Annotated in this window: 24 protein-coding genes; 10 read left to right on the top strand and 14 right to left on the bottom strand. The window is 59.5% G+C overall.

Annotated features, from left to right (window positions below; translation table 11 throughout):
* Window positions 1-10 precede the first annotated feature (10 nt).
* A complete protein-coding gene (locus HU724_RS12790; protein ID WP_186567205.1) occupies window positions 11-2,644 on the top strand; it encodes an excinuclease ABC subunit UvrA in 2,634 nt (877 codons plus the stop codon).
* Window positions 2,645-2,841: 197 nt separating this feature from the next.
* On the opposite strand, the gene HU724_RS12795 is transcribed toward HU724_RS12790, so the two are convergent.
* Genes HU724_RS12795 through HU724_RS12820 form a run of 6 tightly spaced genes read right to left on the bottom strand, consistent with a single transcriptional unit; the run spans window position 2,842 to window position 8,272 of the window.
* Window positions 2,842-4,785 carry a PAS domain-containing hybrid sensor histidine kinase/response regulator gene (locus HU724_RS12795; protein WP_073474818.1) on the bottom strand — a complete coding sequence of 648 codons (1,944 nt, stop codon included), beginning with the start codon at window positions 4,783-4,785 and terminating at the stop codon, window positions 2,842-2,844.
* A complete protein-coding gene (locus tag HU724_RS12800) occupies window positions 4,775-5,650 on the bottom strand; it encodes a sensor histidine kinase (protein ID WP_024012718.1) in 876 nt (291 codons plus the stop codon). The genes HU724_RS12795 and HU724_RS12800 overlap by 11 nt, the downstream gene beginning before the upstream one ends.
* Window positions 5,643-6,656 (bottom strand): ATP-binding protein, encoded by a 1,014-nt coding sequence (locus HU724_RS12805; protein ID WP_186567237.1) that lies wholly within the window; start codon window positions 6,654-6,656, stop codon window positions 5,643-5,645. Before HU724_RS12805 ends, HU724_RS12800 begins: the two co-directional genes overlap by 8 nt.
* Window positions 6,653-7,057, bottom strand: coding sequence for an anti-sigma regulatory factor (locus HU724_RS12810; RefSeq protein ID WP_016774465.1), 405 nt, complete (start codon window positions 7,055-7,057; stop codon window positions 6,653-6,655). The genes HU724_RS12805 and HU724_RS12810 overlap by 4 nt, the downstream gene beginning before the upstream one ends.
* On the bottom strand, window positions 7,054-7,416 hold the full coding sequence (locus tag HU724_RS12815; RefSeq protein ID WP_016774466.1) for an STAS domain-containing protein: 363 nt from the start codon (window positions 7,414-7,416) through the stop codon (window positions 7,054-7,056). Before HU724_RS12815 ends, HU724_RS12810 begins: the two co-directional genes overlap by 4 nt.
* A gap of 4 nt (window positions 7,417-7,420) precedes the next feature.
* Complete coding sequence (locus tag HU724_RS12820; RefSeq protein WP_186567203.1) at window positions 7,421-8,272, bottom strand: STAS domain-containing protein; 852 nt, start codon at window positions 8,270-8,272, stop codon at window positions 7,421-7,423.
* A gap of 260 nt (window positions 8,273-8,532) precedes the next feature.
* On the opposite strand from HU724_RS12820, the gene HU724_RS12825 reads away from it, so the two are divergent.
* On the top strand, window positions 8,533-8,796 hold the full coding sequence (locus HU724_RS12825; RefSeq protein WP_038862096.1) for a hypothetical protein: 264 nt from the start codon (window positions 8,533-8,535) through the stop codon (window positions 8,794-8,796).
* 56 nt (window positions 8,797-8,852) lie between these two features.
* Here the strand turns inward: HU724_RS12825 and HU724_RS12830 are convergent, their stop codons facing one another.
* The gene (locus HU724_RS12830; protein ID WP_016774469.1) at window positions 8,853-9,374 is read right to left on the bottom strand and encodes a DUF4142 domain-containing protein; all 522 of its coding nucleotides are present in this window, start codon (window positions 9,372-9,374) and stop codon (window positions 8,853-8,855) included.
* A gap of 204 nt (window positions 9,375-9,578) precedes the next feature.
* On the opposite strand from HU724_RS12830, the gene HU724_RS12835 reads away from it, so the two are divergent.
* A complete protein-coding gene (locus HU724_RS12835) occupies window positions 9,579-9,833 on the top strand; it encodes a DUF465 domain-containing protein (RefSeq protein ID WP_130909934.1) in 255 nt (84 codons plus the stop codon).
* Between the two features lie 99 nt (window positions 9,834-9,932).
* A complete protein-coding gene (locus tag HU724_RS12840; RefSeq protein WP_186567201.1) occupies window positions 9,933-10,097 on the top strand; it encodes a hypothetical protein in 165 nt (54 codons plus the stop codon).
* Window positions 10,098-10,204: 107 nt separating this feature from the next.
* Here the strand turns inward: HU724_RS12840 and HU724_RS12845 are convergent, their stop codons facing one another.
* The 3 genes from HU724_RS12845 to HU724_RS12855 all read right to left on the bottom strand — a co-directional run bounded on the left by HU724_RS12845 (window position 10,205) and on the right by HU724_RS12855 (window position 13,399).
* The gene (locus HU724_RS12845; RefSeq protein ID WP_186567199.1) at window positions 10,205-11,281 is read right to left on the bottom strand and encodes an SMP-30/gluconolactonase/LRE family protein; all 1,077 of its coding nucleotides are present in this window, start codon (window positions 11,279-11,281) and stop codon (window positions 10,205-10,207) included.
* Complete coding sequence (locus HU724_RS12850; protein ID WP_186567197.1) at window positions 11,278-12,423, bottom strand: sterol desaturase/SRPBCC family protein; 1,146 nt, start codon at window positions 12,421-12,423, stop codon at window positions 11,278-11,280. Before HU724_RS12850 ends, HU724_RS12845 begins: the two co-directional genes overlap by 4 nt.
* Before the next feature lie 112 nt (window positions 12,424-12,535).
* Window positions 12,536-13,399 carry a LysR family transcriptional regulator gene (locus HU724_RS12855; RefSeq protein ID WP_024012724.1) on the bottom strand — a complete coding sequence of 288 codons (864 nt, stop codon included), beginning with the start codon at window positions 13,397-13,399 and terminating at the stop codon, window positions 12,536-12,538.
* A 254-nt stretch (window positions 13,400-13,653) separates the two neighbouring features.
* Between HU724_RS12855 and HU724_RS12860 the strand changes: the two genes are divergently transcribed.
* From HU724_RS12860 to HU724_RS12880, 5 genes are all read left to right on the top strand, one after another.
* A complete protein-coding gene (locus HU724_RS12860; RefSeq protein WP_410056004.1) occupies window positions 13,654-14,226 on the top strand; it encodes an antitoxin Xre/MbcA/ParS toxin-binding domain-containing protein in 573 nt (190 codons plus the stop codon).
* A complete protein-coding gene (locus tag HU724_RS12865) occupies window positions 14,223-14,717 on the top strand; it encodes an RES family NAD+ phosphorylase (protein WP_016774476.1) in 495 nt (164 codons plus the stop codon). Before HU724_RS12860 ends, HU724_RS12865 begins: the two co-directional genes overlap by 4 nt.
* Window positions 14,718-14,900: 183 nt before the next feature.
* Window positions 14,901-15,428: a PAAR domain-containing protein gene (locus HU724_RS12870; protein WP_133338148.1), complete on the top strand. Its 528-nt coding sequence runs from the start codon at window positions 14,901-14,903 to the stop codon at window positions 15,426-15,428.
* A gap of 12 nt (window positions 15,429-15,440) precedes the next feature.
* On the top strand, window positions 15,441-16,478 hold the full coding sequence (locus HU724_RS12875; RefSeq protein ID WP_186567195.1) for a hypothetical protein: 1,038 nt from the start codon (window positions 15,441-15,443) through the stop codon (window positions 16,476-16,478).
* A 95-nt stretch (window positions 16,479-16,573) separates the two neighbouring features.
* Entirely contained in the window at window positions 16,574-17,080 is a 507-nt protein-coding gene (locus HU724_RS12880; protein WP_125927468.1) for a hypothetical protein, read from the top strand.
* A gap of 78 nt (window positions 17,081-17,158) precedes the next feature.
* Here the strand turns inward: HU724_RS12880 and HU724_RS12885 are convergent, their stop codons facing one another.
* Both HU724_RS12885 and HU724_RS12890 read right to left on the bottom strand, forming a co-directional pair.
* A complete protein-coding gene (locus HU724_RS12885; RefSeq protein ID WP_024012726.1) occupies window positions 17,159-17,476 on the bottom strand; it encodes an SCP2 sterol-binding domain-containing protein in 318 nt (105 codons plus the stop codon).
* 63 nt (window positions 17,477-17,539) lie between these two features.
* Entirely contained in the window at window positions 17,540-18,250 is a 711-nt protein-coding gene (locus HU724_RS12890) for a histidine phosphatase family protein (protein ID WP_016774478.1), read from the bottom strand.
* 204 nt (window positions 18,251-18,454) lie between these two features.
* Between HU724_RS12890 and sohB the strand changes: the two genes are divergently transcribed.
* Window positions 18,455-19,486 carry a protease SohB gene (gene sohB, locus HU724_RS12895; RefSeq protein WP_186567193.1) on the top strand — a complete coding sequence of 344 codons (1,032 nt, stop codon included), beginning with the start codon at window positions 18,455-18,457 and terminating at the stop codon, window positions 19,484-19,486.
* A gap of 66 nt (window positions 19,487-19,552) precedes the next feature.
* Here sohB and HU724_RS12900 read toward each other — a convergent pair whose 3' ends face one another.
* Window positions 19,553-20,047: a DUF934 domain-containing protein gene (locus HU724_RS12900; RefSeq protein WP_186567191.1), complete on the bottom strand. Its 495-nt coding sequence runs from the start codon at window positions 20,045-20,047 to the stop codon at window positions 19,553-19,555.
* Window positions 20,031-21,689 (bottom strand): nitrite/sulfite reductase, encoded by a 1,659-nt coding sequence (locus HU724_RS12905; protein WP_186567189.1) that lies wholly within the window; start codon window positions 21,687-21,689, stop codon window positions 20,031-20,033. Before HU724_RS12905 ends, HU724_RS12900 begins: the two co-directional genes overlap by 17 nt.
* Between the last annotated feature and the right edge of the window lie 137 nt (window positions 21,690-21,826).

A 21,826-nucleotide genomic window follows, 5' to 3' on the forward strand; every position in this document is an offset into this window, starting at 1 on the left:
AGGCAGGCCGATGATTTCCAAGCGCAATTCCAAAGCACCCGCCGGCATGGTTCGTGTGCGCGGCGCCCGCGAACATAACCTGAAGAACGTTGATGTCGATATTCCGCGCGATGCGCTGGTGGTCTTCACCGGTGTCTCCGGTTCGGGCAAGTCGTCGCTGGCGTTTTCCACGCTGTATGCCGAGGCCCAGCGGCGGTATTTCGAATCGGTGGCGCCATACGCGCGGCGGCTGATCGATCAGGTCGGCGTGCCGGATGTCGATTCCATCGAAGGACTGCCGCCCGCCGTCGCTTTGCAACAGCAGCGCGGCACGCCGAGCGCGCGTTCGTCGGTGGGCAGCGTGACGACGTTGTCGAGCCTGATCCGCATGCTCTATTCCCGCGCCGGCAGTTACCCGCCGGGGCAGCCGATGTTGTATGCCGAAGACTTTTCACCGAACACGCCGCAGGGCGCCTGCCCGGAGTGTCATGGACTTGGTCGCGTCTATGAAGTGACCGAAGCGCTGATGGTGCCGGACCCGAACCTGACCATCCGCCAGCGCGCCGTGGCGTCTTGGCCCTTGGCGTGGCAGGGGCAGAACCTGCGCGACATCCTCGTGACCATGGGCATCGATGTCGACATTCCGTGGAAGAAACTGCCGAAAAAGCAGCGCGACTGGATTCTCTTTACTGAAGAGACGCCGACGGTGCCGGTGTACGCCGGGCTGACCCCGGAAGAAACCCGCGTCGCCCTCAAACGCAAAATGGAACCGAGTTATCAGGGCACCTTCACCGGCGCGCGGCGCTACATCCTGCACACCTTCACTCACTCGCAAAGTGCGCTGATGAAGAAGCGTGTTTCGCAGTTCATGCGCGGCAGCCCGTGCCCATTGTGCGAGGGCAAGCGGCTCAAGCGCGAGGCGTTGTCGGTGACCTTCGCCGGTTACGACATTGGTGAGTTGTCGCAGATGCCGTTGCTGCAAGTGGCCGAAGTGCTGCGGCCTGTAGCAGCGGCAAATTATCTGGAACAGGCCGAGGAGAGCGGCGACACCCTCAGCCATGCGCAAACCCGCGAGGCGCGTCAGCAGCGGGTCGCCCATGGCGCCAGCGGGCATGCCAGCGCGCCGGACGTGCGCCACACGCCGAACCTGTCGCTGGAAAAACGCTTGGCGGCGCAACGCATTGCTGAGGATTTGCTGGAGCGGGTCAGCACCCTGACCGATCTCGGGCTGGGGTATCTGGCGCTGGAACGCAGTACGCCGACGCTGTCGTCGGGCGAGTTGCAGCGTTTGCGCTTGGCCACGCAATTGGGTTCACAGCTTTTCGGCGTCATTTATGTGCTGGACGAGCCATCTGCCGGCCTGCATCCGGCGGATGGCGAGGCGCTGTTCGAAGCGTTGCAGCGCTTGAAGGCTGACGGCAACACGCTGTTTGTGGTCGAGCACGATGTCGAAACCATGCGCCGTGCCGACTGGCTGATCGACGTCGGCCCGGCAGCGGGCGAAAAGGGCGGCCGCGTGTTGTACAGCGGTCCGCCTGCGGGACTTGCTGATATTGCAGACTCGCAGACCCGCGCTTATCTGTTCGCGGAAAACCAGCGCCCTGAGCGCGCCGCACGCAAGCCGAGCGGGTGGCTGAAGCTGGACGGCGTGACGCGCAACAACCTGAATAATCTCAGCGCCGAATTCCCCTTGGGCTGTTTCACCTCGGTGACCGGCGTATCGGGTTCTGGCAAATCGAGTCTGGTCAGTCAGGCCTTGCTGGAACTGGTCGGCGCGCAGCTGGGCCGTCCGGTGGCCGAGGCAGAGTCAGAAGAGCCGAGCCTGGAAGATGACGCGCCGCCGCCCAGCACTGGCCAGATCAGCGCCGGCCTGGAGTCGATCAAGCGCCTGGTGCAGGTTGATCAGAAACCCATCGGACGCACGCCGCGCTCCAATCTCGCGACTTACACCGGCTTGTTCGACAACGTGCGCAAGCTGTTCGCCGCGACTCCCGAGGCACAAGCGGCGGGCTATGACGCCGGGCAGTTTTCCTTCAACGTCGCCAAGGGCCGTTGCGCCACGTGTGAGGGCGAAGGTTTTGTCAGTGTTGAATTGCTGTTCATGCCCAGCGTGTATGCGCCGTGCCCGACCTGCCACGGAGCGCGGTATAACCCGCAGACGCTGGCGATTCTCTGGCAGGGCTTGAGCATCGCCCAAGTCCTGCAACTGACCGTCGATGAAGCGGTGGCGGTATTTGCCGAGCAGGCAGGGATTCGTCGTTCGCTGGAGGTGCTGCGCGATATTGGTCTGGGTTATCTGCGTCTGGGGCAACCGGCCACGGAACTGTCCGGTGGTGAGGCGCAACGGATCAAACTGGCGACCGAGTTGCAGCGCAGCCAGCGTGGCGCGACCTTGTATGTGTTGGATGAACCGACTACTGGATTGCATCCGCGAGATGTCGATCGATTGCTCGAGCAGCTGGATACGCTGGTGACCGCGGGGCACACGGTGATCGTCGTCGAACACGAAATGCGTGTTGTCGCGCAGAGCGACTGGGTGATCGACATCGGCCCCGGGGCCGGCGATCAGGGCGGCAGGATCGTCGCCGCCGGCACACCGCAGAAAGTCGCCACCAGCAAGAAGAGCAAGACTGCGCCGTTTCTGGCTCGGGCGTTAAGCCGATAGTCACGGCGCCTTGCCAGACGCCTTCGCGAGCAGGCTCGCTCCCACAGTTTTGAAAGGTGTACCCAGAAAGGTCGTCACACACCAGATCCCCTGTGGGAGCGAGCCTGCTCGCGAAAGCGGAGTGTCAGTCGCAGATGAGCTGACTGGACGAACGCCTTCGCGAGCAGGCTCGCTCCTATACGGGCATGTGCGCCAGTTCAGGCGCCATCCAGCGTGCGGCGGACCTTGTCGAGCAGTTCACTGATCTGGAACGGTTTGACCAGCATGTCCATGCCGGTGCCGAGGAAGACCTGGCGGTTGAGCGCGGTTTCGGCGTAGCCGGTCATGAACAGGATCGGCAGCCCCTCGTGCCAGCCACGGGCAACATCCGCCAGCTCACGGCCGCTCATGCGCGGCAAGCCCACGTCGGTCAACAGCAGGTCGATGGACGGGTCATTCTGCAAGCGCTCCAGCGCCGATTCGATATCCGCCGCTTGCGTGCAGCGATAGCCGGCATCTTCCAGCACTTCGGTGACGAACAAGCGCACCGTGGCCATGTCCTCGACGATCAGCACATGCTCACCACTGCCTTTGGCATCAGGCACGGGCACAGGCGCGTCGGCGCCGGTCGGGTCGTTGGTGCCGGGCAGCATGATCGTCACTTCGGTGCCACGGCGGGCAACGCTGCGAATGTGCGCGTCACCGCCGGACTGGCGGGCGAAGCCGTAAATCGTCGACAGACCGAGCCCGGTGCCCTGGCCCAGCGGCTTGGTAGTGAAAAACGGCTCGAACACCTTGTCGATCACGTTGTGTTCGATGCCGGTGCCGTCGTCGCGTACCGACAATGCCACGTATGCGCCATCGGCCAGATTCGGATCGCCGTGGGAATAAGCGGCGTAAGTATTGACCCAGATATTGCCGCCGGAGGGCAGGGCATCGCGGGCGTTGATCACCAGGTTGAGCACGGCGCTTTCCAGCTGCACCGGGTCGACCAGCGCAATCGCCGGTTTGTTGGTCAGTTCCAGCTTGAGGGTGATGCGCTCGCCGATGGTGCGCACCAGCAATTCTTCCAGCGAGCGGACATGCTCGTTGATGTCCACCGGCCGTGTATCAAGCGGCTGCTGACGGGCAAATGCCAGCAGGCGATGGGTCAGCGAGGCCGCGCTCATCGCTGAGTTCAGCGCCGCTTCGGTATAGAACTGCACCTTGTCCAGACGCTCATCGGCCACGCGTTTCTGGATCAGTTCCAGACTGGTGATGATCCCGGTGAGCAGGTTGTTGAAGTCGTGGGCGATACCGCCGGTGAGCTTGCCCAGTGCATCCATTTTCTGCACTTGCAACAATTGCGCTTCGGCGTGCACGCGCTCGGCGACTTCCTTGGCCAGCTGCGTGGTGGTGTCATCCAGTCGCGCCAGATGCGAGCGCTCGCGGTGGCGGTGTTCGGTGACGTCCTCGACGAACACCAGGCTCAGCTCTGGCGTGCGATACGGCGAAATCTGCCATTGCGTCTCGCGAATCTCGCCCTGCACGCGCATGTTCAGCGTGCCTTTCCAGCGCTCGCCGTCGACCAGACGCAGACGCAGTTCATCGAGGATCGAGCATTGATCTTCGGCGAAGCATTCACGCAGCGCCTGCGGGTCGCGGTTATCGACGATCAATTGGGCAAAGGCGTGATTGCATTCATGCACTTTCAGATTGGCATCGAGCACCGCGATCGGCGCCGAGACGTTGGCGAAGATCTCGCGGAAACGCGCCTCGCTTTCGCGCAGGGCATTTTCCGTGTCGCGCACCCGCAGCAGGGTACGCAGCGTCGCCAAGAGCACATCCGGGTCGACCGGGTGAATCAGATAGGCATCGGCGCCCGCGTTGAGGCCGGTGATGATGTCGCCGGTCTGGATCGACGCCGCTGACACATGAATCACCGGCAGCAGCGCAGTGCGCGGGTCGGCGCGCAAGAGGCGGACGATGTCGAAACCGCTCATGTCCGGCAGGTTGACGTCGAGGATCAACGCATCGAGGGCTTCGCTCTCGATCAGGGCCAGGCCGTCGCTGCCGGTGCCGGCTTCGAGCACTGTGTAGCCATGGCGCTCCAGGCGCCGACGCAGGGCGTAACGGGTGGCGACGTTGTCATCGACGATCAACAGGCGGATGTCACGATTCATCGACGTTCTCCAGAGCGATCGCCAGCGGGATGATGACAAAGAACGTCGAGCCGACGCCCGGCGTACTGTCTACCCCGACTTCACCGCCGAGCAGGGCGGCGAAACGCTTGCATAGTGACAGACCCAGACCGGTGCCGCGCAGACGTTTCTGCAATGGCGAATCGACTTGAGAGAAGTCTTCGAACAGCGTGTCATGCAGCTCGGCCGCGATGCCGATGCCGGTGTCGCTGACGGCAAAGCGCACCTTGTCTTCACCTTCCAGTCGCGCCGACACGCGCACTTCGCCACGGGTGGTGAATTTCAGTGAGTTGGAAATGAAGTTGCGCAGGATCTGCCCGAGCTTCTTGTCATCGGTATACAGGCGCGGCAGGCCCAGCGGTTCTTCGAAGATCAGATCCACCGCCGAAGCATCGACGATTGGCCGGAACATCCCGCGCAAGGCCGAAAACAGGTCGAACATGTCGAACCAGGCTGGCGAGATGCTGATGCGCCCGGCTTCGATCTTCGCCAGATCGAGCAGGTCATCAACCATGTCGCTGAGCTCGCGGGCAGCAGTGCTGACGAACGCTACCTGCTTGTGCTGTTCAGGGCTGAGCGGGCCGTCGAGTTCGTCAGCGAGCAGACTGTTGATGCTCAGAATCGAGCCCAGCGGTGTACGGAATTCATGGCTCATGTATGACAGGAAGCGGCTCTTCAAATCCGATGCCTGACGCAGTTCTTCAGCCTGAGTGTCGAGCTCGGCGTACAGCGCCAGCACGCCCTGGTTGGTTTCATCGAGCTCTTCGCGCAGGGCAGTGGTTTCGCGCTGCAACTGAGCGATGAGCGCCGCCTGTTCGGCATGGCTCAAGGTAGTCGATTCAGCCATGGGCGGCCTCCAGAGCAACGACCAGCACCGTCACGTCATCGCGACCACGGCAAAAGTCGCGGTGCAGGACGCTGGCTATCACGGACGGATGGCGATGCACCAGTCCGGGGTAGTCTTTGAGATTCCAACGGGACTGTAAGCCGTCGCTGTACATGATCAATAAATGTCCGTTCACGTGAGCATAGTCAAAGGGTTTGGCTTTACGGTACTGGCCGCCAACGATACCGGGATGCGAGGCCAGCCCGCGTGACTTTGCCGGGTCCAGCAAGCTGGCGCCAATGTTACCGACACCGGCGAACGTCAGACCATCGCGCTGGCTGTCGAACTGCGCGAAAGCGACAGCGCCGCCGCGGGTGCCGAGCATTTCCTGATGCAGGTCTTCCATCAATACCACTGGATCGGCAAACGGTGCCCGGGCGAATGCCTGCGCCCCGGCCAGGCCCGCACGTTCGGCGTCCTCGCCATGGCCGAGGCCATCGACCACCAGCGCGCTGATCCGCGAGCCTTCATATGCCAGATGCCAGACATCGCCGCAGGCTGGGTCGGCATGCAGCGAATGCTGGCTGACGCCGAAGCGGATATCGGCCTGACGATCGCTGCGCGGAAAAATTCGCGCCAGCAACACCGCGCCACGGTGGTCGGCGTAGACATCGAAGACATTGGTCTGCCGCGATACGGCGCCGAGGCCGATGCCTTGTGTGCCGCCAGTGGAAAAGCCATCCGCCAGACAGGCATCCAGATCAAAGCCCTGCGCCCGATCCACGGTCTGCATTTCGATGCCGAAACCGTTATCCGGACGAGTCAGCACACGCAGATGAAACTCGCCGCGCTGGGCATGCTTGAGCACGTTGCTTGCCAGTTCCGTCGCGACCAGTGCCACGCGGCCGGCATCGTTTTCGTCGAAGCCATGCTGCTCGGCGAGTTTCTGCGCGGTGCGCCGGGCGTGGCCGATCTGGCTGCTGTCCTCGATCGGCAGAACCTGGGTCAACGACCCGGTGATATTCATGTCCATCGTGTGATCGTAATGCGCGTGCCTTTGCCGGGCTCAGTGTCGAGTTCGAATTCATTGACCAGACGTTTGGCGCCGGTCAGGCCAAGGCCTAGTCCGCTGCCGGAAGTCCAGCCGTCGGTCATCGCCAGTTTGATATCGGGGATGCCCGGGCCTTCGTCGCGGAAGGTGATGCGCAAACCGACCCGGCCGTTTTCCTCGAGGATCTGCCAATCCATGTCACCGCCGCCGCCATAGACCATGGTGTTACGCGCCAGCTCGCTGACGGCGGTCACCAGTTTGGTCAGGTCGATCAGGCGCATGCCGCATTCGGTGGCGAGCTTGCGCGTGGTCTGGCGGGCCAGTACCACGTCCTGTTCGATCAGGATGGGTTGGGTACCACTGCTGCGTACGGTCATTGCAGGCGTACTCGATCCTGCAGCAGTTTCATTCCGCGTTCGACGTTGAGGGCGGTGCTGACGCCCGGCAAGGTCATGCCCAGCTCAACGAGCGTGATTGCCACGGCCGGCTGCATGCCGACCAGCACGGTTTCGGCGTCCATGATTTTCGACAACCCCGAGATTGTGCCGATCATGCGCCCGATGAACGAGTCGACCATGTCCAGCGCCGAGATGTCGATCAGCACGCCACGGGCCGAGGTCCGGCTGATGCGCTCGGACAGATCGTCCTGCAGGGTCATGGCGAGCTGGTCGTGCATGTCGACCTGAATGGTCACCAGCAGCAAATCGCCCATTTGAAGAATCGGAATACGTTCCATCGGCTCAGACCGCTTTGCCGAGGCTGATGCCCAGGCGAGTCAGGGCCAGTTTCAAGGCGTCGGCCAGGTTGGCCTTGGTCACAACGCCTTGCAGATCCAGCCCCAGGTGAACGATGGTTTGGGCGATCTGCGGACGCACGCCGCTGATGATGCAATCAGCGCCCATCAGGCGAATGGCGGTCACGGTCTTCAGCAGGTGCTGGGCAACCAGGGTGTCGACGGTCGGCACGCCGGTAATGTCGATGATGGCGATCTCAGAACCGGTGTCGACGATGCGTTGCAGCAGCGATTCCATGACTACTTGGGTGCGTTGCGAATCGAGGGTGCCAATCATTGGCAGGGCGAGAACGCCGTCCCACAGCTTGACCACCGGCGTCGACAGTTCCAGCAGCTCTTCCTGCTGACGCTTGATCACCGCTTCGCGGGATTTCTGGAAGGTGCCGATGGTGTGCATGCCGACCGTGTCGAGCAGTTCGGAAACTTCCAGCAGTTGCTCGGCGAGCAGTGCCGGCTGGTCCTGATAATGGTTTTGCAGCAGGGCGAACAGCGGACCTTTCAAGGCGAAGATGAAGTTGGCGGTTTGCTGGGAATCCTGGCCGAGCAGGGCGCGGCTCTGCGACAGCTTTTCAAGGAACTGACGGGTGTCTTCCCAGCCTGCGGCGGCAATCTTGCTGCCGTTGCCGTTTTCCAGACCGGCCAGTAGCAGGGAGAGCAAGTCGCGGGTTTGCTGAGCGAGGTCGTGTTCCTTGAGATTGCGCGTGGCGCCGCTGGCTTCGAGGCGTTTGGTCCATTCGCTCAGCAGATGAGCCTGGTTGTTCCTGATTGCTTCAACTGTGCCGTTCTGCAGTGCTGCCATGTGCGTGTCGCTCCGTTACGTAATGGTGCCGGCTCAGCGAAATGACCGGCGCGAATTGACTGACAATTGCCGCTTGAAATAGTTGTTTACCCAGCGGCGAATTTTTCTGCCTGCCGCGTCGAACGCCCCGCTAACTCTAGTCGGCGTGGCAGCAGGCAACGATGTTTTGAACGAATCTGCGGCGTCAGGCTTCGAATCTGCATGCCCGACGTTTTCCAGTCGTGCTGGAAGAAGGAGGCAGGACTATGAATGAGGTGGATATGAACGAGCAAGCGCCGCAACAGCAAAATCAGTCCTCAGAGTCAATTAACCGCAACGACCCGGCCATCGACCCGCAGACACCAGGGCAAAATACCCCCGCGCCGGCTGAACAAGGACAGGCGGACAGCGCGGCTGCCGAGGTCGATCAGAAGCAGCATCACAATGACAACAGCAACGACTTCAGCCCCGGCTTCAAGCCTGACCCGGACCGTCCTGAACCCGGCGAGAGCACCGACGCCGATATCGACACCGATGGCGGTTGATCGCTGAAACGCAAAAAGGCCGCATCGAAGGATGCGGCCTTTTTATTGCCGGGCGGTTACTTGCTCGGATGTTTGGCTTGCAGCTCTTTGGCGTGGGCCAGGTGTTTTTCCAGCGCTGGCAGCATCTTCTGCGCGAACGCTTTCAGTTCAGTAGCGCCTTTGGCCTTGTCATCGGTCACGGTGTTCGCCTGTTTCTTGAACAGCTCGATGGTTTCTTCGTGAGCCTTGACCTGGTTGTTGGCGTAGGCCGCATCGAAGGATTCATCGCGCATGTCGAGAATCTTTTCCTTGGCCTGTTTGACCAGGGTGGTGGTGTCCGGGACTTCGATGTCGTTGGCCTTGGCAATTGCTGCCAGCTCATCGTTGGCTTTGCTGTGATCGGTGATCATCTGATTGGCAAAGGCTTTGATGTCAGCTGACTGGCTTTTTTCCAGAGCCAGGCGGCTGGTTTCGATTTCAGCGATGCCACCGGCGGCGGCGTTATCGACAAAATCATTGTCGGTCGCGGCAAAGGCGCTGCCCATGCCGGCAGACAGTGCAACAGCCAGAGCGAGATGACGCAGGTTGAATCCGTCCATTGGGTATCTCCACGCAGGTTTTTGTGAGCGTTATCCAATGGAGCGAACTCACAAGCCAAAGGTTTTATCGCATTTACGACAGGGCGACGAACGGCAACCGCTGGTCTGACAGGGTGTCGACAGAAGCCATTGCGCAAGGCCATGCTGATAACGAGTCAGCGCATCGGTCGCGCTGGTTGTCGATCAATTTGATGGAGGTGTTTCATGCCGGTTTCACATGATCTGTATCAGGACCTGGGCTGCAAAAAGGAAGAGATCGAGCAAAAACGCTCCGAGGATGCGAAGCTGGATTCGCTGCTCAACAAGTATTTCGACGTGGATAAAGCGGTCGTCGAGGCCGAGAACGCCCAGTCCGACGCCCCCACTGACGACGAGCTGAAAAAGCTCAAAGAGAAGCGTGTGATCGTCAAGGAACAGATCGTCGCCCAACTGGCCGGGCAGCCGCTGACCGGTCAGTAATTACCTGACCCGTGGTCGCCATCCGAAGGGAACGGCGATCACCCACGGCACCTCCAATGTGCAGAGTCTGCAAACCATCGACTCGTTGCGAGGTGCCTCATGAACGATCCGAAATTCCCTAGTGAAGAGCAGGGCGGCTTCGACCCGATTCCGACCCGCCCTGAACCCAACAGCCCGGCGCATACCACAGCGCATCCGGAAAAAACCGTGAAAGAACTTCCGGAGGATGAAGATTCGGAGAAGTTCGACCGGTCCAGCAACTGACAGACCGCCTTCGCGAGCAGGCTCGCTCCCACATTTGGAATTCGTTTCCCCTGTGGGAGCGAGCCTGCTCGCGAAGGCGTCAGTCCATTACATACAATCCCGCTGGCTCACTTCAGCGCCGAATCCAACCCCATCCGCCCCATATGCCTCGCCTTCAACGATCCGAAATACAACCACTGCCCATACTCGCGCACCGTGGTGATCGGCGAATAATTGCCTTCGCTCGCGTCCTGCAGATTGGCTATCACCTTGCCGTCCAGATCCAGCCCCAGCACAAACCCACGCTTTTCAACAGGCTTGGGCAAAACCGTCAACGCCCGCACGATCATCTTGCGTACGAACGGGTGCTGCGCGGTGCCGTCGAGTAACGCGTTGCGCGGCGCGTACAGCGCTACCCAAAAGCGATTGCTGCCATTGAACGAGAGGTTGTCCGGAAGCCCCGGCAAGTTGTCGATGAACACATCATGGGTACCGGCCTTCGGCCCGCTCAACCAGTAGCGACTAATGCGGTATGCACCGGTTTCATTGACCAGCACATAGGCTTCATCCGGACCAAGAGCGACGCCGTTGGCGAACTGCAACTTGTCGAGCAAGACGCTGGTCTTGCCGCTCTGAAAGTCGTAACGCAGCAAACGGCCGTCGGCGCCGTGCTCGATGATCGCCTCACCGTCATGGCCATAGCCCCACCGGCTCGAGGCATCGCTGAAGTAGGCGTAGTGGCCAGACTTGTCGACCGCCACATCATCGGTAAATCCAAATGGCACGCCGTTGGCCTCGGTGGTCAATGGAATCACGCGGCCCTGTGCATCCAGCGACAGCAAGCCTTTGACCGCATCGGCAATCACCAGCATGCCGTTCGGATGACGGGCCAGGCCCAGTGGACGGCCACCGGTGTCGGCCAGGACCTTGCGCTGCGTGCCGTCGAGGCTGCTGCGGATCAGCCGGCCGTCATGCAATCCGGTGATGAGAAAGTCGTCCTCAAGCAGCAAGGCTTCGGGGCCATCGATGTCGCTCGGCCCGACCTTCACCACAGCTTTGAGGCGCTGGTTGTCCGCGTAGATGCCGTCTTTCAATGACGGCGCCGGTGGCGGTGTCCAGGCGACCGGTTCGACCTTGTTCGGCAGCAACAACAAGAAGGCGATGACCAGAGCGATCAGCAGGCACAGCACATAACGTAATTTCACGCGCTGGCCCTCGCCGCGCCGATGTACTGCGCGGTCGTGTCGCGCAGGGCAAGCATGGACGCGGCAGATTCGCGCTCGATGCGCCGCTTGAGCAACAGGCGATTGGCCAGACGCATGAGCAAACCGTCAAAGCGATACTCCAGCGTGCGCACGAATCGCGTGCCACCAGCCTCCGCCGAACACTCGTAAGTCAGCTGTAGCGACAGGCCCTGATCACTTTGCGCGCGTGCGCACCAGCGCCGGCCCGGCAGGTATTCAGTGACTTCCCAGCGCAAGTGACCGGCACGTCCGCCGGCATGGATGTCCTCTTCGAAACGCGCACCGGCATGCAGTGGACCGTGCGGACCGTCAATCTTCAATGAGGAGGGATGCCAGTCCGGCCAGTGACTGACGCTGGCGGCATAGGCCAGCACGGCGACCGGCTCGCCGGCGATATCGATCTGGTGCTGCATGCGCGTCATGGGCATTTGCGAATCACTCAAAGGGGCGGGTTCCGGCTCGCGGTACAGCGTGCCGAACAGGTAGTCCATCAAGGGCAGAACGATGTTGAAATTACGCTCCTGCATGCGCTCGCGGCGGTGATGCAGTTCATGCAGACGGCGCATCTGGCGGATCCACGGCAAACGAGTCAACGGATTCTGCGGCGGCAGATGCTCACAGGCGTGGAACACCTCATAGAGCAGATAACCGAGCACCATGCACCCGGCGAAAAGCCCGGCGACATTGGTGTTGACCTGCGCGAGCAGCCACCACAGTGGCAGCGTGATCACGAGCGTGTGAATGACGATCAGCCAGGCTGGAAACAGAATCACCCGCCAGTCCCGCGCGCTGTCGTAGGTCATGTGCCCGGGGGTGAAAAAGCTGTGATGGTCGCCGGCATGCCGCGCGTAGAACATCTTTGCGAAAGCTTTTTTGTGATGGCCCAAATGGCGATGGACCATGTATACGCCGATGTTGAACAACAACAGGCTCAGCGGCACCGTCAGCCACTCCAGCCAGTTCACTGAATGCACCGTGCGCCAGAACGCAGCGACCGCGAAAATCCCGAACAGCAGCACGAACGCGCCGTGCAGCCATGGGTTGTACAACGGATGAATGGCCGCCCGGTAGCGGCTGCGGAATGCCTCGGTGGTCTGCCTCAATGCGTTTCACCTGCGGGTATTGTTGTTATACCCGGCAGATTAGCCGATCCGCTGACTTGTGCAGCGCGAACCTTGCGGCCTTAAGCGCCATGCTCTGGACTGAAGCTGTCCGTCAGCTCAACGGATTCCAGCGCTGTGACCAGTCGTCATCGGTGCGGATCACTTCGCGCAACAGATCGAAAGCCTGTTGCAGCACTGCCGAGTCGCGATCACGGGAATACACCAGATAGGTCGGATAACCGAATTCCGGCGCTTTGGTGACGGCTTCCAGGGCACCGGTCTCCAGGTAAGTGCGCACAACGCGAGTGCGGAAATAGCCGCTGCCGCCATGTTCGAGGATGTATTGCAAGGCCAGCGGGCCAAGGTTGAAGCTCAGCGCGGCTTTGGCTTTTTCCGGCAGGGCGGCGTCGTGCTGACGGCGGAAGTCCGGCCCCCAATCGATGTAGACGTAAGGCTCCGGACGCTCGGGCGCGCGCACCAGAATCAGTTTTTCCTCCAGTACTTGCTCGACCTGCAAGCCCGGCCAGTATTCCGGTTGATAAACCAGCGCGGCATCGAGCACACCGAGTTCGAGCTGACGCAAAAGATTTTCACCGTCGCGAATTTCCATGCGCAGTGCGTGGCCGGGGATTTTCTCGCGCAGTTCCGCCGCCCAACTGAGCATCAACGGGTTGCACAGGCTGACCTCGCCACCGATGTGCAGAACGTTGTGATAACCCTCGGGCAGCGGCAAGTCGCGGCGCGCGGCTTCCCAGGTCTGCACCAGTTGATTGGCGTAGATCACGAACGCTTCACCATTGGCCGTCAACTTCGCCCCGGCGCGATTGCGCACGAACAGCGTACTGCCCAACTGGCTCTCGAGTTTCTGCACCCGCGCGGTGATGGCTGTCTGCGTGACGAACAGCTTCTGCGCGGCGGCGGCGAGACTGCCGTGACGGACGATTTCGAGGAAAGTGCGAGCGAGGTCGATGTCCATGGGGCAGGGCCGGTGACTGGAGGTGGAGCGCATTGTAAGTCAAAAGGCTCTCTCCCTAACCTGAAAGCAACAACGGATTGAACCGCTGAAAATTGCGTTTGAGTCCTACGGAAACAGGAGCGTTTTGATCAGATTTGGGGATATTTCTGACGACTTTTTCAGGTTGGTCGTCGGACGCCGGATCTATAGGATCAGTCCTGACATTGAAGTCATCGAGCGCACAGATCGCTCTGGACCCGGACAAAGGATGGACTATGCGAATCCCACTGATTGAAAGCGATACGCCTGCTTACTCGCCTCGCCATTACTGGCGCGACGACCGCGCCAGATGCCCCTCGGAGAACGTTGCCATGCCGAGCGCCAAAGTGCCCCGGCTCACGGGCCTGAAGAAGCTCGAGGGCAAACCTCTGGAGTTGCTGTTGCGTGGGCAGGATACCGGCGACGATCCGATGCTCATCCTGCGCTGCACAAGCGAAGGATTTGAGCTGCTTGATGTGGTGAACATGATCGCAACCTCCGAGCTGTACCAACAGGGAGAGATGGTCAAACGTATCACCGGCAAATCTGTGAGAACCGTGCGACGCCTGCTCAAGGAAGGCGCGTCGGTGCGCCTGGACACGCCGCAGAGCGTCATCGCCTACCAATATGCCGCTGCGCTGGAACTGGCCATCGAAGTATTCGGGCGTCAGGCCAAGGCCGAATCATGGCTGGAGCAGCGTGCTACGTATTTCTACGGTTATGTGCCGCTCGATCTGGTTGGACATGCGTTGGGGTTCAGGATGGTGGAGGAGTATCTGAACCAGATCAAATACGGGGTTTATCAATGAATCCCTTGCCCTGGGATGATCGCTGGTACGCCTGGCGGCTGGATCGCGAGGTGTACAGCGAGACCTGGGACAGCGGCCTGGGGTCGAAACGGGACGGCGGCCGCTGGAATACGCCCGGCCGCAGAGTCGTTTATGCGTCGGTCGACCCCTCCACGGCGATACTGGAGGTGGCCGCCCATGGCAGCTTCGATGCGCTTGATCAGGAACCCTATGTGTTGACCTGTTTTGAAATCACTCACGACGCCAGCGTCAGAATCGTGCAACCGGAAGACGTGCCCAATCCGCATTGGCTCACCCCGATCAAAACCTCGCCCAACCAGCGAAAGTTTGCAGATGCACTGTTGGCTGAACATCCATTTGTTCTGGTGCCTTCGGTAGCCACCCGGCACTCGTGGAATTTGCTGGTGAGTTGCGATCTGGCGGAGGGGCAGTTCAGGATGGTTTCGCAAGAGCGGTTTGGGCTGGATACGCGGTTGTTGCAGGAGGGTTGATCGTATTTGTGTGGGCCTGCGAATCCGACACGACAATTTCCAGGTTCCGGGAGCGATCAAGGGCCGATGAGTCGCTGCCAGCTACATTCGCGGCGGCTCGCATTCTACGTCTGGATTCAGGCTTTCAACCAATATAAAGATCCGGTACATTTCGCGCCCACGCTTACTACAAGGAAGTTAAAGATGGCAAAGCCTGCCGCTCGACTCAGCGATCTTAATGCATGCCCGATCACAGGCCATGGCACCAATCCCGGTAACAGCGGTTCCGGTGATGTAAACATCAATGGAATGCCAGTTTTGCGTGTCGGAGACACCACAGCGTGCGGAGACACTGTCACCGAAGGCATCAGCAATATTTTGATCAATGGCAAGCCTATTGCTTTCTTGGGCAGTGCGACGGCCCACGGAGGCATGATAATCACGGGCTCTGGCGACGTTTTTGTCGGCACCCAGGTTGGTTCCGCACCTTTCTCCCCGATTATCACTGTTCCTAAACACAGCGAGCGCTTCCAACTGGTTGATGAGGCCACTGGCGAAGCTATTCCCGACATGCTCTATTGCATCGAAACGGGTGACGGTCAGCGTCTCGTAGGCCATACCGATAGTCATGGTAACGCCGCGCGAGTGTTTACGGCCAACCCGACTTCGATAGTTGTGCAGTGGGGTAAGGAAGCTGCCGCCCATCTCGACGCGCTCGGCCTAGATTACTAAGGGAGGTGGCAGGTGGCAGCCCCCAAAAAGAATCAAGCTCGAACAAGCGATCAACATACAACGACCCAAGTGAAAGGTACGCTGGCACAGGATTACGTAACGGTTGTGGGTGCGTCTTACATGTCCCTTTATGAAAAGGTTCGTGGCCAGAAGGGCAACAAGATGCGCTTTATCAATCAGGGTATCCGCCAACTCACAAAGTATCCAACCGGCACTCCAAACTTCACGATCCAGCGTGTATTTCTGATTTTCAAAAATGACTATCCGGAGAACTTGCTGACGGCTTTGAAGGACGTTGTCGAAAATCAGCACGGGGCCCAGTACCGAGAGATGGACTCGATATCCGGTCTTGTGGATTTCATCGCAGCTCGGCAACGCCGCGGGCGCGAGATCAAACAGCTCGACTTTTTTTCCCATGGTGTGGTGGGCAGTATCGAGTTGGGCTACGAGCTGGATAAAAACGATAGCTACCGTCTGCGTGATGCACAGGCGAATATGTTCAAACCCGAAGCGTTTGCCTATGGTGCGAAAATTCACTCCTACGCTTGTCGCACAGGTTTGGGTATCGATGCCGACTTCAAGGTCAATGAAACAGAAGATCCTCATTACGAGCGCAGCCTGGCGCAGATTCTTGCTAATGCTACCCGGACCACCGTGTGGGCATTTCCAAGACGCAGCAACTACGACACAACTTATGGTACTGCCGCGGAACGGGGATCTGTGCCGGGAATTCGTGAAAGAGAAGCAGCTGATGGGCGAGCGATGCGGAATTATTTGAGTCGCAAAACCGCTTATGAACGAAAGCTGATCGAACATCGCAAGACCCTCAAAGACCCAACGGCGCAATTACCTGATGAACAGGCGCCGCAGGCGCCAACGCCAACAGTCTCTGAAGAAGAGCGCAATTTGCTGGCGCACGATGACAGCCGAGCATTGTATGAACGGAAGATTGGAGTTCCGCTGGATGCCTTAGGCGCACATCGTGACGTTCGATCAGGTGATACACCGGACGGCGTACCCAAACACCTGCTTGCCTATAAACCGCTATGACGCTCCTGAAGCTTATAGGCAAACGTCACGTCTTATGTGTCTTGTTGATTGCTGTCAGCTTTGCAGGACTATTTATTTACGCCAAGGAAGCCCAGATGCCAGCCAAAGTAATGATGTATTACGGCCCGTGGAGTCCGGAAGAAAACCGTTTCGACGCCAGCCGGTGGTTCAGTTCAGGTATGTATCGCCCGCGTCTCATGGGTACTCCGCCTGAAGAGAGCCCAGTGACCATGCTGCGCAATAGGCCTGAAAGTTTGCGACATATTGAGAATGATGTTCTCTTGACAGAAGCGTTATTCGCTGTAGGGCGACAGTTTCCGAGGTTGGACACCGAAGATCTCATTCTGAATACGCCGGACCTGCACCGCCAGATACGGTATGCCTATAGTTCATTTGCCGAGCCTGACAGGCCGGTGGATTCCTATTGGCTTTTCATCACGTTTGCAAACAAGACTGTGGTCGTTACGATCGATTGGGACGTGACAGAAAAGAAACTCTTGCCCCGCTCGATGGCTTCGAATCTGATCGAAAAAAGTGATGAAGAGGCGGCATACCTTCAGGTAAAAAAAGAGCTTGATGGGACGGCTTCAGCCAAGCGTTAACTCACGTTGCCATGTCTTCAATGGTTGAAACGACAAATCCCGCCAATAAGCGGGATTTGTGTTTTACCAAGAAGCTTCTTACGAAGGGAACAGCTCGGACAGTTTCATCGACAGCATCATGTCGCCTTCAACGCGCAGCTTGCCGCCCATGAAGGCCTGCATGCCGTCGGTTTCGCCGCTGACGATGTCTTTCAGGGTCTGGCTGTCCAGCACCAGCGTGCAGTTGGCGTCCGGGTTTTCACCTTCCTGAATTTCGCAGGTGCCGTCTTTGACGATCAGTGCGTATTGCTTGTCTTCGTCGGTGATGTTGAAACCGAAGACCAGGTCCAGACCGGCAGCGGCGGCTGGGTTGAACTTGGCTTGCATTGCTTTTACGGCATCAGCTACGGAGGTCATGGTTCGATCCTTTCTTGGTCATGGGAGCTGGGTGGTTACAGCCAGGGTCACAGTAAGCCGGACTCAGCGAAAAGTGATGAGTTCCGGGGCCTTCAGCAGTTGCAGGTGTGCGTGACTGTTGAAGGAAGCCAGAGCCACCTCGCGACCACGAAACTTCAATTGGTTGAGCGAGGTGTTGACGATTTGCCAGTTCAATTCAAAGGCCTGTCTGGCAGGCATTTGCGTAATCAGGTGGAGCAGGGCAGTGATGGTACCGCCGGAGGTAAACACGGCGATTTTCTGGTTTTTTTCCGCCAGGTCGAGGATGCGGTGCAGCCCGGCTTGAACCCGTTCGACGAAACCCAGCCAGCTTTCCAGTCCGGGTGTGTCGTAGGTACCGGCAAGCCAGCGCTCGACGATCAGGGCGAAGATGCGCTGGAATTCACCGCGGTTCTGCGCGGCGTTGCGCAGGATGTCGAGGGCTTCCGGCTCTTCCGGCAGCATGGCCGGGAGCAGAGCGCGGATCACCGCATCGGCATCGAATTCGTTGAAGGCGGAATCGGTTTCGAGGACTGGAACCGGCAGGCCTCTGGCGCTGAATTGCTCCAGTGCACTGGTGGCCGTGTGCTGTTGGCGACGCAGGTCACCGGCAAGGCAACGATCGAAGCTGATACCGAGGTCGGCGAGGTGCTGGCCGAGGATTTCTGCCTGACGCACACCGGTCGGCGACAGCACGTCGTAATCGTCTGCACCAAAGGAGGCCTGGCCATGTCGTATCAAGTAGATGCTGCCCACGTCCGCGTCGTCCCGGTACGTTGAAGGTCAGGCGAGGTTATGAGGATGGCGTAAGGCTGTCAATGAAAAAACATACGCTTGTTTGAAATGCCCGTTACAGGCGTGTTGCCGGAGGTTTCACGGCTGGCCGACGAGCCGGCGCATGGGTATGCTGGAGCCATTCCGCGTGTAATACACCGTCACGCATTGCTTTGAGGAGTCTCTGTGGATTTTTTCACCGAATACGCCAGCTTCCTGGCCAAGACCGTCACGCTGGTGATCGCCATTCTGGTGGTGCTGGCCAGTTTTGCTGCATTGCGCAGCAAGGGCCGACGCAAATCGGCGGGCCAGTTGCAGGTCAGCAAGCTCAACGATTTCTACAAGGGCCTGCGTGAACGCCTGGAGCAGACCCTGCTCGACAAGGATCAGCTCAAGGCATTGCGCAAGGGCGAAGCGAAAACGGAAAAAAGCGCGAAGAAGCAAAAGAGCAAGCCTGAGACCAAATCCCGGGTATTCGTGCTCGACTTCGATGGCGATATCAAGGCTTCCGCCACTGAAAGCCTGCGCCACGAGATCACCGCGCTGCTGACCCTGGCCACACCGAAAGACGAAGTGGTTCTGCGTCTGGAAAGTGGCGGCGGCATGGTGCACAGCTACGGTCTGGCGTCGTCGCAGCTGGCTCGAATCCGTGACGCCGGCGTGCCACTGACCGTGTGCATCGATAAAGTTGCGGCAAGCGGCGGTTACATGATGGCGTGCATCGGCGACAAGATCATCAGCGCTCCGTTCGCCATCCTCGGTTCGATCGGCGTGGTCGCGCAATTGCCCAACGTCAATCGCCTTTTGAAGAAGCATGACATCGACTTTGAAGTGCTGACCGCCGGTGAGTACAAGCGCACTCTGACCGTGTTCGGCGAAAACACCGAGAAGGGTCGCGAAAAATTCCAGGAAGACCTCGACATCACCCATCGCTTGTTCAAAAACTTCGTTGCCCGTTATCGCCCGCAACTGGCGATCGATGAGGTGGCTACCGGTGAGGTGTGGCTCGGTATCGCTGCGCTGGAAAACCAACTGGTGGATGAGCTCAAGACCAGCGATGAATACCTGGCACAGAAGGCCAAACAGGCCGAGGTCTATCACCTGCACTATGCCGAGCGCAAAAGCCTGCAGGAACGCATCGGCATGGCCGCCAGCGGTTCGGTGGACCGCGTGCTGTTGAGCTGGTGGAGCCGTCTTACCCAGCAACGCTTCTGGTAAACCGCAGGCATAAAAAAACGCCGGTCACATGACCGGCGTTTTGTGTCTGCAACAAACGTCCGACGCTTAGCGGCGACGGAACAGCGGCAGTGGTTCGTCAGCGGCAGCCTGGTAAGTCACCGAGAAGTCCTTGAGGCCTTCCAGTGCTTCGTACGGGTCTTTGTCCGCGCGAATGGCGAAGGCGTCGAAACCGCAGCGATGCATGTAGAACAATTGGTCCCGCAGTACATCGCCAATCGCACGCAGCTCGCCTTTGAAACCATAACGGTCACGCAGCAGGCGGGCATTGGAGTAGTTACGGCCGTCGGTAAACGCCGGGAAGTTCAAGGCGATCACCTGAAACTTGGCGACGTCCCCACCGATTTCCTCGGCCTCTTCATCAGCATCCAGCCACACACCCAGACCACCGTCGCGGGCCAGGAGCATGCGGCTGTGTTCGCGCCACAGCTGCAGCGGCACGATCAGATCGTCGCAGTTGCTGATTTCATCGATGTTGAAATCCTTCGGCAACAGGTGCCAGGTTTCGTCGACGACTTCGTTGTTCTTAATGATTCGCTGCATAGACGCGTTCCTTGAAGAGGTCGATGCCAATACGCTGATAAGTGTCGATGAAGCGCTCGTCTTCGGTGCGTTGTTCAACGTACACATCGATCAGCTTCGAGATCACGTCAGGCATGGCTTCCTGTGCGAAGGACGGGCCGAGGATCTTGCCCAGGCTCGCATCACGGCTGGCGCTGCCACCGAGGGAGACCTGATAGAACTCTTCGCCTTTCTTGTCCACGCCGAGGATGCCGATATGGCCGACGTGGTGGTGACCACAGGCGTTCATGCACCCGGAGATGTTCAGGTCCAGTTCGCCGATGTCGAACAGGTAGTCCAGATCATCGAAGCGACGCTGGATCGATTCGGCAATCGGGATCGACTTGGCGTTGGCCAGCGAGCAGAAGTCACCGCCCGGGCAGCAGATGATGTCGGTCAGCAGGCCGATGTTCGGCGTGGCAAAACCGCCTTCACGCAACTCGCCCCACAGGGTGAACAACTGGCTCTGCTCAACATCGGCAAGAATGATGTTCTGCTCGTGGGAAGTGCGCAGTTGACCGAAACTGTAGCGCTCGGCCAGATCGGCGACGGCGTCGAGTTGCTTGTCGGTGATGTCGCCAGGGGCAACGCCGGTCGGCTTCAACGACAGCGTCACAGCCACATAGCCCGGCTTCTTGTGCGCCAGGGTGTTGCGGCTGCGCCAGCGAGCGAAACCCGGATGCTCTTGGTCCAGATCGGCCAGTTGTGCGGTCTGGTTTTCGAGGGTTTTGTAGTCCGGGTCGACGAAGTGCTTGGCAACCCGATGCAGTTCGGCTTCGGTCAGCGTGGTCTGGCCACCGCGCAGGTGCTCCATTTCCGCATCGACTTTCTGCGCGAACACTTCAGGCGTGAGCGCCTTGACGAGGATCTTGATCCGCGCCTTGTATTTGTTGTCGCGACGGCCGTAGCGGTTGTACACACGCAGAATGGCGTCGAGGTAGCTCAACAGGTCCTGCCATGGCAGGAATTCGTTGATGAATGCGCCTACCACCGGCGTACGCCCGAGGCCGCCGCCGACCAGCACGCGGAAGCCCAGCTCGCCAGCGGCGTTGTAGACCGGTTCCAGACCGATGTCGTGAACTTCAATGGCTGCGCGGTCGCTGGTCGAGCCATTCACGGCGATCTTGAACTTGCGCGGCAGGTAAGCGAATTCCGGGTGGAACGTTGTCCACTGACGGACGATTTCGCACCATGGCCGTGGATCGATCACTTCATCGGCGGCGACGCCGGCAAACTGGTCGGTGGTGACGTTGCGCAGGCAGTTGCCGCTGGTCTGGATCGCGTGCATCTGCACGGTCGCAAGTTCGGCGAGGATGTCCGGGATGTCTTCCACCGCAGGCCAGTTGAACTGCACGTTCTGCCGCGTACTGATGTGGGCGTAGCCCTTGTCGTAGTCACGGGCGATTTTGGCCATCATGCGCACCTGGCGCGAAGTCAGTTGGCCGTAAGGCACCGCCACGCGCAACATCGGCGCGAAACGCTGGATGTACAGGCCATTTTGCAGGCGCAGGGGGCGGAATTCTTCTTCGCTCAGCTCACCTGCCAGATAGCGTCGGGTCTGATCACGGAACTGCTTGACGCGGTCCTCGATGATCCGCTGATCGTACTCGTCGTATACGTACATATAAGTCCTGTTCTCAGGCTTGGGCTACTCGGAAAACGCTGCGTTTTCGCTTGCTGGAGTCCGATGTTGCCTCTGCAATTCTGCGCGCACGGCCGCGCACTCCGTCACGGAGCCGGGGCAATATACCCGTTTGCAGT

The sequence above is a fragment of the Pseudomonas iranensis genome (assembly GCF_014268585.2).
GTDB classification, from domain to species: Bacteria; Pseudomonadota; Gammaproteobacteria; order Pseudomonadales; family Pseudomonadaceae; genus Aquipseudomonas; species Aquipseudomonas iranensis.